The organism is Terrabacter terrigena (assembly GCF_042676085.1).
GTDB classification, from domain to species: Bacteria; Actinomycetota; Actinomycetes; order Actinomycetales; family Dermatophilaceae; genus Terrabacter; species Terrabacter terrigena.
Window position 1 is genome coordinate 30383 of record NZ_JBHTKH010000012.1, and the last position, 13715, is coordinate 44097.

The 13715-nt window shown below is 69.2% G+C and carries 11 protein-coding genes and 1 tRNA gene; 6 read left to right on the forward strand and 6 right to left on the reverse strand.

Going from position 1 to position 13715, the window contains the following annotated elements; translation table 11 throughout:
- Nucleotides 1–24: 24 nt before the first annotated feature.
- A complete protein-coding gene (locus ACFQ2V_RS16255) occupies nucleotides 25–4176 on the reverse strand; it encodes an AAA domain-containing protein (RefSeq protein WP_386053897.1) in 4152 nt (1383 codons plus the stop codon).
- Nucleotides 4177–4348: 172 nt separating this feature from the next.
- On the opposite strand from ACFQ2V_RS16255, the gene ACFQ2V_RS16260 reads away from it, so the two are divergent.
- The 3 genes from ACFQ2V_RS16260 (at nucleotide 4349) to ACFQ2V_RS16270 (ending at nucleotide 5624) form a co-directional block, all read left to right on the forward strand.
- Complete coding sequence (locus tag ACFQ2V_RS16260) at nucleotides 4349–4714, forward strand: mycothiol transferase (RefSeq protein ID WP_386053898.1); 366 nt, start codon at nucleotides 4349–4351, stop codon at nucleotides 4712–4714.
- Nucleotides 4715–4908: 194 nt separating this feature from the next.
- The gene (locus tag ACFQ2V_RS16265; RefSeq protein WP_386053899.1) at nucleotides 4909–5340 is read left to right on the forward strand and encodes a hypothetical protein; all 432 of its coding nucleotides are present in this window, start codon (nucleotides 4909–4911) and stop codon (nucleotides 5338–5340) included.
- 208 nt (nucleotides 5341–5548) lie between these two features.
- Nucleotides 5549–5624 (forward strand) — tRNA-Arg (locus ACFQ2V_RS16270).
- 14 nt (nucleotides 5625–5638) lie between these two features.
- On the opposite strand, the gene ACFQ2V_RS16275 is transcribed toward ACFQ2V_RS16270, so the two are convergent.
- From ACFQ2V_RS16275 to ACFQ2V_RS16285, 3 genes are all read right to left on the reverse strand, one after another.
- A complete protein-coding gene (locus tag ACFQ2V_RS16275) occupies nucleotides 5639–6727 on the reverse strand; it encodes a tyrosine-type recombinase/integrase (protein WP_386053900.1) in 1089 nt (362 codons plus the stop codon).
- A gap of 56 nt (nucleotides 6728–6783) precedes the next feature.
- Nucleotides 6784–6984, reverse strand: coding sequence for a helix-turn-helix transcriptional regulator (locus ACFQ2V_RS16280; RefSeq protein ID WP_386053901.1), 201 nt, complete (start codon nucleotides 6982–6984; stop codon nucleotides 6784–6786).
- Between the two features lie 568 nt (nucleotides 6985–7552).
- Nucleotides 7553–8179, reverse strand: coding sequence for a PadR family transcriptional regulator (locus ACFQ2V_RS16285; protein WP_386053902.1), 627 nt, complete (start codon nucleotides 8177–8179; stop codon nucleotides 7553–7555).
- Between the two features lie 62 nt (nucleotides 8180–8241).
- Between ACFQ2V_RS16285 and ACFQ2V_RS16290 the strand changes: the two genes are divergently transcribed.
- Nucleotides 8242–9042 (forward strand): alpha/beta fold hydrolase, encoded by an 801-nt coding sequence (locus ACFQ2V_RS16290; protein ID WP_386053903.1) that lies wholly within the window; start codon nucleotides 8242–8244, stop codon nucleotides 9040–9042.
- 574 nt (nucleotides 9043–9616) lie between these two features.
- Complete coding sequence (locus ACFQ2V_RS16295) at nucleotides 9617–9925, forward strand: hypothetical protein (protein WP_386053904.1); 309 nt, start codon at nucleotides 9617–9619, stop codon at nucleotides 9923–9925.
- A gap of 686 nt (nucleotides 9926–10611) precedes the next feature.
- On the opposite strand, the gene ACFQ2V_RS16300 is transcribed toward ACFQ2V_RS16295, so the two are convergent.
- Nucleotides 10612–11673, reverse strand: a complete 1062-nt coding sequence (locus tag ACFQ2V_RS16300) for an acetamidase/formamidase family protein (protein ID WP_386053905.1) — start codon at nucleotides 11671–11673, stop codon at nucleotides 10612–10614.
- A 34-nt stretch (nucleotides 11674–11707) separates the two neighbouring features.
- Nucleotides 11708–12373, reverse strand: coding sequence for a GntR family transcriptional regulator (locus ACFQ2V_RS16305; RefSeq protein WP_386053906.1), 666 nt, complete (start codon nucleotides 12371–12373; stop codon nucleotides 11708–11710).
- Between the two features lie 110 nt (nucleotides 12374–12483).
- Between ACFQ2V_RS16305 and ACFQ2V_RS16310 the strand changes: the two genes are divergently transcribed.
- Entirely contained in the window at nucleotides 12484–13713 is a 1230-nt protein-coding gene (locus tag ACFQ2V_RS16310) for a glycerate kinase (RefSeq protein WP_386053907.1), read from the forward strand.
- The last annotated feature ends 2 nt before the right edge of the window (nucleotides 13714–13715 follow it).

Here is a 13715-nt window from a genome sequence, read left to right on the forward strand (position 1 = left end):
CGGTTGCCCGCGAGTCGGCGCGGTTCACTCGTAGTGCGGGGGGCGCTGCTCCTCGAGCCAGCGGTCGCCGACGCCTGTGCCGGACGGTCCGTCACCCCAGCCGAGGTCGAGCTCGTCGCTGCTGCGCCGAAGGGCTGCGCCCGGCTCGTCACCGTCAGCGTTCTCGGTCGCAGTCTCGGTCGCGCTCTCTGCCGTTCCCTTGCGGAAGACACGGCGGCGCTTGCGCTTCGCGGGACGTGCCGGCGCCGTCGTCTCGTCGCCGGCGGTCGCCTCGCCCGGTTTCGGGTCGTGCGGCTCAGGGCCGGTGTCAGCCTGGGGGGCCGAGGACCCGCTCTGACCTTCACCGGGCCCGCTCGCCACGTCGGAGCCGTTCCGGTCGGCGTCGGCCGGATGCCCGGCCGCCGCCGGTTCCACCGTCTGAGGCGGCGGCGGTGACGCGGTGCGGGCCACGGTCAGCAGTCGTGCGATCTCGCGCGCGGGGTCGCGGAAGAGGTCTGTGCTCCAGACGCGCTCGTGCACCCAGCCCAGACGGGCGAGCTGCTCGGGGCGGAGCCGGTCACGGTCGCGCGTGCTGCGCAGCGCGGCGTACCGGGCGCCGTCCGTCTCGACGGCAACGAGCGCGCGACCGCGGTGGTAGGGGTCCTCGATCGCGATGTCGATGCGGTGGCTGGCCGTGCCGTAGTCCTCGTGGACGGTGAGTCCCTCGCGGCGCAGACGCTTGGCGAGGTCGCTGCGCAGGGGGTCGTTCGTCGTGGTGGCGGTCGCGAAGAGCGTCCCCTCGTCGGCCACGACGCCGCGGCCCTCGGCGTACGCCAGGAAGTCACGCAGCATGATCGCCCCGCGCGCCTTGAGGCGGTCCGGGTCGAGGTCGGCGGCCCGCAGCGCCGAGACGACGGTCATGCGTGCGCGGGCGCGGGTGATCGCGACGTTGAGGCGCCGCTCGCCACCCTCGTTGTTCAGGGGCCCGAAACGGTGCAGCACGCGACCGTGCGGGGTCTTGCCGTAGCCGATCGACAGGATGATCGCGTCGCGCTCGTCGCCCTGGACCCGCTCGAGGTTCTTGACGAAGAACCGCTCGTCGCGCGCCTCGTCGAAGAAGGCGGCGACGTCGGGCGCGCTGCGGAGGGCCTCGGTGATGGCGTCCTCGAGCCGGTCGGCGTGCTTGATGCCGAGGGCGATGACGCCGAGGGACTCCGCGGGACGACTGCGGGCGTGCTCGAGCACCAGCTCGACGACCCTGGCGACCTCGCTGTCGGTGGTCTCGATGGCGTCGACGCCCGGCTGCACCTCGGCCTGGCCGTCGACCGGCTCGAAGGTGACGGCCGAGTCGAGCGCGGTGCCCGGGAACGTGGTGAGCCGGCCGTCGTACATCGACTGGTTGGCGAAGGCGATGAGGCGCTCGTCGCGGCTGCGGTAGTGCCAGGTGAGGTTGCGCGTCGGCAATGCGGCGGCTAGCACGTCGAGGACCGACTCGAAGCCCTCGGTCAGGGTGTCGTCGACACCTGCCGGGGTGTCGGACTCGTTGTCGGAGACCACGGTGAAGAAGTTCGTCGGGGGCAGCTGGCGCTCGTCGCCGGCGACGACGACCTGGCGGGCCCGCGAGATCGCCGAGATCGCCTGGGCGGGCTGCACCTGGGAGGCCTCGTCGAAGATGACGACGTCGAACCAGCGACCCGGCGGCAGGGTCGAGGCGACGACGAGGGGGCTCATCGCCCAGCACGGCTTGATCGCCGTCAGGGTCGTCGAGGCCTGAGGCATGAGGTCGCGCAGCGCCTTGTGCCGGCGGGCCTTGCCGGCCTCGGCCCGCACGAGAGCCTCGTGGGCCGGGTTGTCGGCGAGCACCTCGCGCACGTTGCGGGCCACGGCCGACCGCACCCGCTCGACCGTGGCCTTCTGGTGCTCCCGGTCGGCCTCGGCGAACTCGGCGACGTCGCGGCGCAGGCCGGCGCCGTCGTGGGCGCCGTAGGCGGGGTCGCGCACCGTGATCTCCTGTGCCAGCGACGCCCACCAGACGTGCTCGACCTCGGCGGTGACCTGCTCCGTGGGTATGCCGCGACGCGCCAGGTCGTCGACCAGCGGTCCGAGGCCCGTGGCGCGCACCTCGTCGAGGACGGCCGTCACCTGCGGCAGCACCGCGATGCGGTCGGGGCGGGAGGCGAGGGCCGCCAGCCGGGCGCGCAGCTCGCCCAGCGGGAGCGAGACCAGCGTCTGCCCGTCGGGTCCGGGCTGGAGCCGCTCGTCGAGCCACTCGAGATCGGCGGTGAGGCCGCGCAGCAGCGCCAGTCCCTCGTCGAGCCGCGGTGAGATCTCGGGTCGGCCACCGCCCCCCACGAGCTCGAACCAGTGCTCGCGCTGCTCGCTCGCCGACACGAGCTCCTCGTGGAGGTTCGCCGGCGGACGCCCGGGCCGCAGCAGCCGTTTGGTCTGCTGGCGGATGCGCCACCGCTCGAGCCAGCCCATCTCGATCTCGCGGTTGTCGCGCCAGTCGCGCGTTGCGGTCGCGGCGATGTGCTCCTTGAGCGGGATGTCGAAGACCTCCGGGCGGAACACCTCGAGGGTCTCGCGGACGTTCGCCATGGTCGCGAAGGCGGCCTTCCGGTCCTCCAGCGAGTTCGCCTCTGGCACATGGGACTCCGACAGGATCGCGTTGAGCTGCCGGGCGGCGTCGTCGAGTCCGCTCGTGCTGTGTCGGCTCGTGATGTCGAGGGCCCGGGAGGCGTCGTCAGACGTGAGGATGCGGGCGGCATACCAAGGGTCGTCGCCGTCGCGCGTCCACGCGCCGAGGCCCGCGGCGTCGCGCAGGCGCCGGCCGAGCTCGACGGCGCGGGTGCGGCTGAGACCCGCGAGCTCACGCCCCCCGAGGCGTACGTGGCTCGTCGGTGCGGGCGTACGCGTGCCCAGCTCGACGAGGGCCTCCTGCGCGTCGTGCGCGGAGACGCCCCACGGGTCGCGGACGGTGTGCAGCGCCTGCACGTGCGACTGAAGGCGGGCGCGTCGCTCGCGCAGCGTCGCGGTGGTGTGGTCGCTGACGGACCGGTCGTTCTCGACCGCGGAGTCGAGGCTCTTCGCGAACTGCTGCGCCGTGGCGCGCTTGTTCGTCGGGCCGTCGTACGCGTCGAGGACGAGGTCACCGAGACCGAGCCGGTCGAGCCGGCTGAGAACGGCGTCGATGGCGGCGCGCTTCTCGGCGACGAACAGGGTCGACTTGCCCTCGGCGGCGAGCGAGGCGATGAGGTTGACGATCGTCTGCGACTTGCCGGTGCCGGGCGGCCCCTTGACGACGAGGTGGGCACCGGCGCGGACGGCGTCGATGGCCGCGTGCTGCGACGAGTCCGCGTCGAGGACCAGGTGCTCGTGCTCGGGGTCCGGGTCGGGCTCGCTCTCGGGGAGGCGGAGCCGGACGGCCGCGAGCGCCGACTCGTCGCCCGCGAGCGCCGCCACGACGTCGTGGTTCGCGAGGCTGTCGCCCTGCAGCGCGAGGTCGGCGACCATGGGCAGCTTGGCGTAGGAGAACGTGCCGAGCACGAGGCGCGGCGCGATCGAGAACTCGGGTACGCCGCCGCACTCGTGGTCGAGGGCGGCATACACGGGGTAGGGGTCGAAGCCGTTGCCGACGGTGGCAAGGTCGGCGAGCGCGTCGGCGTCGATCTCGATGCCCTGCTCGGAGCGGAGGTACTCGCGCAGCACCGGGTTGAGCTCGACCTCGGGCCCGAGGTCGATCTCGAAGTCCTCCTGCGCCGCTCCGGTGGGCCGCAGCACGCAGGAGCGGAGCAGCACGGGTGCGGCCGGCGGCCGGGCCGCGCGGGGCACCGACCACGTGGCCATCCCGATCGCGACGAAGCCGGCGGCGATGCCGCGCTCCTCGCGCAGCTCGAGCGCCTTCGACCGGATCGCCCGGGCCCGACGCCGGGCCTCGTCGAAGGCGACGGGCTCGCGCACGAGGTCGGACAGGCGCGTGCGGCGCCCGGCGAGAAGCATCGAGACGCCGCCGGGGTGGGCGGTCGTGAGGTCGAGGGTGCCGGAAGGGAGGTCGCGGTACCAGAGCAGGGTGTTGCGCCCGCCGAGGTCGACGAGCGTCCGCTGCCAGGTGCGCACCGCAGCCGCCACGCGGTCAGCCCGGGGATCGCCCGACGACTCGGCCTGGAGGGCAGGGTCGGTCCTGGGCGCGTCCGTCATTCCAGCAGGCTAACCAACGAAGCCCCTCCGGACTGCCACCGACAGACCAGCCGGCGCAGGAATCGCTGCTCACAGCTCCGCGAGCTCAGGCCACCGGCCGGGAGCGTGCGGGGCGCGCCCCGGTCGACGAGGCGCACGGCACGCGACAGGGGCGGACGGCAGAGTGACGCGCATGGTGGAGACACCCGCGGACGGGCTGGGCCGCCATCTTGCCGGCGACGAGCGCTGGTGGTTCCAGCAGAACTTCGAACGCCGAGACGTGCCGCTCCTGTTCTTCACCGAGGACCAGCCCGACCTCGACTTCAACACGCCAGCCGACGCCGACTTCGCCGCCGACGTGGCGACCTGGCACGCAGAGTGTGCGGTGTCGCGCGACATCGTGGCTGCCCACGGCCTCGACGACATCGCACGAGCGCTCGACTGGTACGAGGACGTCGACCTGCGCTGGCTGGTGCTGCGGATGGTCACCGGGTACGGGCAGCACTGCGGCCACGTCGACCTGCTCCGCGAGGGGGTCGACGTGAGGACCGGCGCCTGAGCCTGCGGGTCGTGCTGGCGTCGCCCTGGCCGGTCGAGTCCGCGAGCCCTTCCCGTACGCGCGTGGTGGGGAGTGCTCCCCATCGCGGGCTCGCCGTTCCCTCCGTAGGTTGCAATCGCCCGGCGGCACGCCGGAGACCCACAGCGACAACCCACAGGGGGAACACGATGAGAACCACAAAGAGAGTCCACACCTTGCTCGCAGCCCTGGGCATGGCCACCACTGTTGCGCTCGTCGGCGCGCAGCCGGCCAGCGCCGGCACGGAGATGAACGGCTACTTCCCCTGGATCAAGGGGTGCGACTCCGACCAGTCGCTCGTCGACTCGCAGCCGGTGTGGGACAGGTACGGCCGGTACGTCGGGCAGGTGGAGCTCTGGTGGTCGGGGCGCTGCGTGACGAACTGGGTCCGAGTCGCTCCCAACAACCCGAACGGCATGGGCCTGTCGGCGAACATCTCGAACGCGTACGGCCAGTACGGCGCAAGCGCGAAGGACTACTCGTTCGGCTACAGCGGGATGGTGTTCTCCCCCAGCTGGTCGCCGTGCGTCAACATCGATATCACGGTCAGCGCCGGTCCTTGGAGCGACACGTACAACGACCCGGCGCCGCGCTACACCATCTGCTGACGTCCACGGGCCGTCGTGCCCACCGGGCCGATCTGCAGCGGTGCGGCGCGGCCGCCCGGCTCGAGCACCTCAGGCGACACCGGCATGCGTGCGCGAGACGACCGGTTGCGTCCAGTAACCTGTCCCCGGTGGCCACCCAGTGAGCCAGACGTGGACGAGGCGCACCGCCCCGTTGCGTCTGGATCGCAGCCCGGGTCCGGCCGTGCCCGCCCTCGTAGCTCAGGGGATAGAGCACCGCTCTCCTAAAGCGGGTGTCGCAAGTTCGAATCTTGCCGGGGGCACCACACGTTTGCCTAGGTCAGCGCGTGTTTACGGCGCCGTCTCCTGCGATCCACGAGAGCCCGGACGCCGGTTGGGTGCCCGTGGGGTGCCCGAGGGCCTTGTTGACCCGATCGAGCGCCGCACGGTCGGCGTCCGTGCCCAGGAGGTGCCCGTACGTGTCGAGGGTGAGCTTCGCGGTCGAGTGACCGAGCCACGAGGACACCGTCTTGATATCGACACCCGCAGCAATCCACAGGCTCGCGGCGGTGTGCCGCAGGTCATGGGGCCGGCGGCCTAGGCCCGTGGTCGTCCAGTGGACGGCTCGGCGCCAGTTCTGAGCGGACAGGTACCCGCCCTCCGGCGCAGGGAAGAGCAGGCCGTCCGGCTCCCGGTTTTCGGCCCACGACTCGACGACCGGGCGGACCAAGTCACTGAGCGGAACCAGCCGTGACCGACCGCTCTTGGTCGTCGCTCGCTCGATGACAGCGCCGGTCCGACCCGACTGCGGGATCGATCGTTTGACGAGGACCCCGGGGTAGGGCATGTCGACGACGTCTCGAACCCGCAGGCCACGCAGCTCGCCGAACCTGACCCCAGTCAGCGCCAGCACGAGGGTGATCTCGGCGTAGCGCTTCGTGTGCTGTCGCTGGGCGTCCACGACCTCGAGGAGCAGGTTCAGAGTGAATGGGGCAACCTCGACCACATTGCCCGTCCGCGAGTCGGGCCGGGGCAGGGGCACGTCCTCGGCTGGCGACTTCGATATCCGCCGGGTCCGTACGGCGTAGCGGAAGAGGCCACGAAGCGTCGTGCGCACTCTCGCTGCTGTTCGCACCGACCGGGACACGGCGAGGTCGGTGAGGAAGCGCTCCACGTGGACCGGCGAGACTGCCGACACGGGCAGCTTGCCGAAGGCGGGCACGATGTGGACGCGTAGCGCGCTCTCGTCCGACTCCCACGCACGGACCGAGATCTGTCCGATGCGTGCGTCGCGGTACTCCTCGGCCAGTTCCGACACTGTGACGCGTCCTGCCGAGGGCGACACGAACTCGCCGGAGAGCAGTAGGCGCTTCTGCTCCATCTCCCAGCGCACGGCGTCGCCGCGTCGCTCGAAAGTGCGGTCGGCCACGACCCGGCCTCGGTGCTTGACCTGGACACGCCACTTCCCATTGGGCCTTTTGAGGATCACACCCGCTCCTTCTGAGCCTCCAGCCATGCGAGGAGGTCCTGCGGCATCCAGAAGCATCGCTTGCCGACTCGAACGGCTGGCGCGAACCTGCCGTGGATGCGCAGGTGGTTCAACGTCCCGACGCTGATCCTGCACCACTCCGCAGCCTCGTCCACATTCAGCAGGACTGGCGCCTGAACTCTCACAGTCTCATCCACGATGCGCTCCTTCTCGGCGCCTCGTCCAAGTGTGGCGCCTCGTCCCGGATACTTGCTAGGTGCCAACGGTTGCTTCGGGACACCATGTGCACGCATCGAGCGGACTCAAGATCACGCGAACAATGGGCGGGACCTCGTGCGCGCTTGACATTCTGCAACCGGACGCGCCAGTCACAACCGAAACGCCCTGAGACACGGCCCCGACGGCAGAGCCACAGAAGTCAACTCACCCGGTGCGCGAGGCCACAAACGAGTCAGGAGTCGAATTGTCGGCGACGGATTACAGTCCAGAGAATGCGATTCGCTGACGTGCGACGTTTACGGGTCTGAACAAACTTCCCCGCGGAAAGTCGTCGCCAACCCGCGCCAGTGGACGTCCCGGGTGTTCCGGATGCCCACACGGACACCTCGGCCACAGCTTGCGGCGCAGCGCGCCTGAAGCGGTCGACGGTCGCAGCCATGGTGCGCCTGCCAGCCACCGTCCGACATGAGCCCTTGATGGGCGATCGACGCGTCCTCGTCAGCGCTTGGCTGGGTCATCTTCGGCCGCTCCGGCCAGGCGCACCTTCTACGCGCCCGAGTCCGGCAACCGGGCTGCGATCACGGCCAAGGCAGCTTCATGGCGCTCTTGGGACGACTGCTCAGGCCACCGCGCCATGGTTGCCTGTGACCGGTCGGCCCAGTCGATCAGCATGCTCGACCAGCTGGCGAGGAAGTCGAACACCAGAGCGCGCATCTGCACGTGCTCCTGGAACGGCGCCCTCCGCTCCATGAACTCCATGCCGATGGCACGTCCAGCGGCTTGGATCCGCTCTCCGTCGTTGCGGATCCGACGAACGGCGAGTGCCGCCTGGTCGTCGGTGCCCAGATGACCGAACAGCAGCCGCAGCAGGGGTTCGCATTCCAAGACGGTTGGGCGTGGTGGACTTGCGAGCCACGCCTTCAGCCGGCGCCGCCCGGCGGGGGTGATTGCATAGCGGGTTCGGTTGCGCCGCGGGCCGATCGGCTCCGGTGAGGATGTGACCATTCCTTCGGACGCGAGCACGGTGAGGGCAGCGTAGATCCGACTCTCAGCTCTGGGCCAGAAGAAGCGCATGTTGCGCGCGATCTGCGCTGTGAGTTCGGAGCTCGACCAGGTATGACGCAGCCCTAACAGCCCGAGCAGCGCGTTCGTCGTCGTGGAGGTCCGTCGCATCCGTAGACGCTACTCCTAGTAGGAGTAAACTGGTGCTCCTACAAGGAGTACGAGGGCGTGCTATGGACCCGCTCGAGATCGACGGCTGCCGCGTCCAGGTCACCGATGCCGGTCAAGGCCCCCTTGTCCTGCTGATCCATGGCACTGCCGCCAACCTGTGGGGAGCGGTCCCCCAAATCCTGGCCCACAACCATCGGGTCCTTTCCTACGACCGGCGCTCGTTCGGCCTCTCCGCAGCTCCTCCTGTGACGAGCCTGCGACGACACACAGACGACGCGGCCAGCCTCCTCGAGCGTTTGGGCGGACGACCGGCCACGGTGGTGGGCTGGAGCGCCGGCGGTCTCATCGCCTTGGATCTCGCGGCCACCCGGCCCGACCTCGTGGGCGCCGTAGTCATCCTCGAAGCACCCCTGAGCGCCAAGACCCATCCCCGGCCTGAGTTACTGGCAGGCGTCTTCCGAGCGAAGTTTTCCGCCGCTCGAGGGCGCGATCGCCAAGGCGCCGAATACTTCTTACGGTGGGCATTGATCCGGCGCGGTGAAGGAAACGACCTCGACCGGCTTCCCGCCCCGTGGCGCGATGCCATGCTGGCCAACGCCTCCAGCATCCTGGGCGAGATCGAGGCCGGCACCGGGGAGCGAGAACTAGGTCGTCGCGCCATCGCCGGTATCACGTGCCCCGTGCTCTGGCTCACCGGCGATCGCAGCGCCAAGAGCTTCTCGGCGGCGGCGCGACGGACCAACCGCAAGCACCCGAACATCATCCTCGTCCCGGTCCAAGGATCCGGACACGTCATACAACACGACCGACCAGACGCCGTGGTCGAGGCCGTCCGCAGCGTGGAGGCGATGGCCGCCAGCTGAGCGCGCAGACCCCCTGTCCATGGCCATGAAAGTGCCCGCTGGTGACCAGGTGGAGGTCCCCGTTGATGCCCGAGTAGAAGTCCCCATCCCTCCCTCGTCGTGTCGACCCGGAGCGTGAAGCCCTGAGCGGTGAGGTGGCGGCGTCTAGCCAGTCACCGCACCGCCGCCCAGGAGGGCTCCATTGTGATGTCTGCGAGGGAACGAATGAACGTCATCTCCGCCTACCAGCAGGTGGGCACCTACGGTGGCGGCGCAGCGATCTGCGGGACCACTCACAAGACCGTGAAACGGGTCATCGAATGTCAGGGATCCGGCGATCCGCGCCGGCGCGTCGGCCGCGGCCGACGAACTACGAGGCGATGCGCAATCTGATCGCGCAGGCCGTGAAGGGCACTCGGGGCAAAACTAGCGCGAAGCGGCTGTTACACAAGGCCCGCCCCGTCGGGCACAGCGGGTCGAACCGCAACTTCCGGCGCCTGGTCGCGCCGGAGAAGCAGGCGTGGCGCCGTGAGCAGGCCCGGGCCGTCGTCCGGCCGTGTGGTCCCCGGGTGAGCACCTGGTCATCGACTGGGGCGTGATCGCCGGCGTCCACGTCTTCTGCACCGTGCTGGCGTGGTCACGGTGGTGGTTCGTGCGGCCCGCCTCGGATGAGAAGGCGGCCACGACGTTGGCGATGCTGGCCGAGTGTTTCGAGGCGCTGGGTGGGGTGCCGAAGGTCGTGCTCGCGGATCGGATGGGCTGCCTCAAGGTTGGCGTTCTCCCTAATCGTCTTGTCCCAAGGAGCGATTACGTCCGGTTCGTGAGCCGCTACCGGTTCCGGCCGGACTCTTGCGAGGCTGCGGATCCCGAGTCCACTGGCATCGTAGAGGCGCTCGTCGGGTAGGCAAGGACGACTTCCTCACCCCGCTGCTGCTCGAGGCTGGCGGCCTGGACGCGGCCGCGCGGGCGTTGGTGCTGGGCGACCTGCACGGCGCGAACGATCGGGCGCGGGCGTGGTGCGAGGATTGAACGCGGCGGTGCACAGCGAGGTCGCTGCAGTCCCGACTCGGCGGTGGGGCACCGAGCCGGACCGCTCACCAACCTGCCGTCACTGCGGCCCCCGATCGGGCCGGCGCCGACCGTGCGGAGGGTCGACAAGCTGGGCACGATCCGCCCGGGTCGGCCCGCTACTCCGTCCCGAACCCGCTCGCTGGGGCCAGCGTGGCGGATGCGGTGACCGAGGCGAGGGTGACAATCTTCGATACGTTTACCGGGCTCGTGAGCGTCTCGACAATGGCGACCGGCGGGCCCAGGAGCCGTCCGAGATGTGCACGTTTGAAGTCGGTGGACGTGAGCCGCACCGGGGCTCTAGCTGGCTCGTCCTGGCGTCTCCCTCAAGGGCGTGCAAGCGAACCCCACACAGCCGGCAGTAGCTTCCGATAGAGCGCGCGCTCTCTCCGCAATCGCCGCCGGTCGCGGTAATGATTTCGCGGTACGTCTTCAAAGGGGTCGGCTGCGGTGCGCTCGTGGCCGCGATGGTGAACGTGAACCGTGGCAGTGGGCGCAATGTCTGGACGCTCGGCTTAATGCTCATCCCGCCTGCGCGCGCAGCTCAGCATGCTTTCCTTGGAATGGAGTGACCCAACCTAGCAGCCGCTTGGGGACCTTGCACACTACCGAGTAGACGGTGTCACAGACGTTCGCAATGGGACTCAGGGCGGCCTGGGAAACCAATTGGTAGGAATCCATGACAGACAGGGAAAGGAGTTGGGCGATCCAATGAACCATCTCCGTGTGCGCTATGCGGAACGCATCTTCCAACGGCTTAGCCGAGCCCACCGTCATAATATGCTCGTCAGTTTCCAGCCGAGGCCAGGGCGTCATGGTCCGCTTGACCAGATCAACTAGGACGGTCGAGTCCATTGCGCACTCGACGGCAACGCCGCACGTCTCTCCCTCGCCCTGCCTTGCATGCCCGTCCCCGAAGCTGAGCATTGCCCCTTCCACATTCACGCCGAGGTAGCAGGTGGTGCCGACCTTCATCTCGGGTGTGTCCATGTTGCCGCCCCAAGAGCCAGGCGTGAGTGAGGACCGGACCTCCTGGAGAGGTGGGGCAACGCCCACCGTGCCATGCATTGGCGCCATCGGTAGCGGTAGATGCAACTTACTGTCAAGCGCCTGGTAGTGGACCAAGCGTTCTTCACGATCGATCTCGTAGATCCAGGTGAGTTCCGGCAAGGCTGCATTGAGAAGGGCGGTTTCCCGGCTTCCTGTCAGTGCCCCGAAGAATGGCACCGTCGTGCTCACTCCCCAATCGTTCCTCGGTTCGATGCTTACGAAATGCACAGCGACCGTGTCGCCCGGCTGTGCTCCCTCGATGAAAAAGGGCCCCGTCTGAGGGTTGAGGAAGCGCGGGTCACACACCTGTGATGGGCGTTGGTCGACCGAGGTAAGACGGCCGGCGAAAGCGTCGAGCGTAGATGTGGACAGCAGCGTCCCCGGTTTCAGGGACGCGATCGGCTCCGCACCGCCGAAGGTGTACACCAACTCCTCCAGTGGACGGTCCTCGTCCACCTCATGGTGCTTGACTTCCGTTGCCTCCATGTTGCTGTCCTTCCAGTCTGGCGTGATCGCTCCCTTGGCGTTATGCACGTAGCTTCGTCTCGGGTTGTCAATCTCACCAGATTCAGCGGCGCAGGTGGGCGGTCAGCGCCCGCTTCGCTAGCAGAAGATGCTCGGTTACCGCGGCGCCGGCCGCCTCGGGGTCTGCCGTCTGTAGCGCGGCGAGGATCCGCCGGTGCTCCTCGATGATCTGGGTGGGGCGAATCAGGTCATGCGTCTGGACCTGCGCCATGCACAGCCGTGTCTCGGACAGCAGCAACCCGTGAGCGCGGCTAAGCCGCGCGCTCCCCAATGCATCAATGAAGCTGCGGTGGAACTGGATATCTCCATCAACGAAGGTCAAGGTGTCTCGGGCCGCGAGCGCGTCCTCCATGTCGGCCGCGGCCTTGAGCGCTTCGTCGGGCACGGCGGCCCTTGTGAGAGCGAGCCTGCGCATCGCTGACTCCTCCAGGCACCCCCGGGCGAAGTACAGGTCCTCGACCTCATCGGCGTCCAGCAGGAGCACCCGCGCGCTGCGGTGCTGCTCCCGGACCAGCAGTCCCTCCCCAACGAGTCGCTCGATTGCGGTCTTGGCAGTGGGCCGCGCGACGTCGTACTCCGCGGCGACCTCAAGCTCGGTGACGGCGGCACCGCCCGGGAGTTGCTCAGAGAAGATGCGCTCGCGCAGGGAGTCGACCAACGCGTCAACGACGCTGCGCACATCCAATCGAAGGGCCATCGCGATCCCCACCTGCCTCAGCTCGGCTCCGGTATGTCAACCGCATCCTACCCATAGTCCTACCGACTTGGCGTACGTGAACGCTTGACATCTATGGATACTTGTCAGACATACTTCGGCTCATGTTCTCCGCCGACCACGCCGCTCAGGCCGCGCACGGGCCGCCTCTCTGCCGCGCCCGTGTTGTCATCGCGGCGGATAAGTACAAGGGCTCGCTGAGCAGCGGCGAAGTCGCCGAGGCACTCACGGAGGGGCTCGCGGCGGAGCTGCCGGGCGCGCACGTCGACGCCGTTCCGGTTGCAGACGGCGGCGACGGCAGTCTGGCGGTGGCCTTGGCATGCGGCGCCAGCCCGATAGCCGTGACAGTTGCGAACGTCGATGGCGTGACGCGGCAGACCCACATTGGTGTTGAAGGGTCGCGCGCCATCATCGAAGCGGCGCTGGTGTGCGGGCTCGGCGCCGGCACTCCTGACGGCGCGGCGGCCCTTCGTGCGACGAGCCGCGGCGTCGGCGAGGCAATCCTGGCCGCGCTCGACGCGGGCGCCACTCAGATCGTCCTCGCGACCGGCGGAACCGCCACGAGCGACGGGGGAGCCGGCATGCTCAGCGCGCTCGGCCTGCGGCTCCTGGACGAAGCCGGGCGCCCGGTCACGCCTGGTGGAGCCGGCCTTGACCAGCTCGCGACGATCGACGCGAGAGGCCTCGACGACCGGCTCCGAGGCATCGACCTCATCCTCGCCTCGGACGTCGACAACCCCCTTCTGGGCCCGCTCGGCGCTGCGTCCGTCTACGGGCCGCAGAAAGGTGCCGGACCGGCGGAGGTCGCAGCGCTAGAACGCGGCATCGCCCGTTGGGTCGCACTTGCAACCAACTCCGGCCTGAGCCCCGCCGGCCCCGCCTCCGCACCGGGAGCAGGCGCAGGTGGAGGGCTAGGCTTCGCAGCCCTCCTCCTGGGCGCGCAATGGGTCTCCGGCGCGGACTACTTCCTCGACCTCGCCGGCTTCGACAAGAAACTTCGCGGGGCGGACCTCGTCATCACCGGCGAGGGCCGGCTGGACGAGCAGTCGCTGCGCGGGAAAGCACCCTCCATTGTCGCCCGGCGCGCCCAGTCTGCGCGTGTCCCCGTTCGCGCTGTGGCGGGGAGTTGCCTACTCACACCGGCCCAGTGGCGCGCCGCCGGCCTTGTCGCCGTCGACACCTTGACCAGCCTGGATCCCCGCTGCGAGCACGACGCCGAGCTCTCCCGAAAGCTGCTACGCGAGGTCGGCCGGCGCATCGGTCTCGAGCTAGCAGCGGGCGAAGCTGTCGGCGCCCTCAACGGCAACAACCCATCGACCCTAGCGTCCAACTGAAA

What these genes read in the sequence shown, in the direction of transcription:
- ACFQ2V_RS16285 (WP_386053902.1), bottom strand. Translation starts at nt 8,179, where the DNA reads ATGCGACGGACCTCCACGACGACGAACGCGCTGCTCGGGCTGTTAGGG.
- ACFQ2V_RS16260 (WP_386053898.1), top strand. Translation starts at nt 4,349, where the DNA reads ATGGTGGAGACACCCGCGGACGGGCTGGGCCGCCATCTTGCCGGCGAC.
- ACFQ2V_RS16290 (WP_386053903.1), top strand. Translation starts at nt 8,242, where the DNA reads ATGGACCCGCTCGAGATCGACGGCTGCCGCGTCCAGGTCACCGATGCC.
- ACFQ2V_RS16255 (WP_386053897.1), bottom strand. Translation starts at nt 4,176, where the DNA reads ATGACGGACGCGCCCAGGACCGACCCTGCCCTCCAGGCCGAGTCGTCG.
- ACFQ2V_RS16310 (WP_386053907.1), top strand. Translation starts at nt 12,484, where the DNA reads ATGTTCTCCGCCGACCACGCCGCTCAGGCCGCGCACGGGCCGCCTCTC.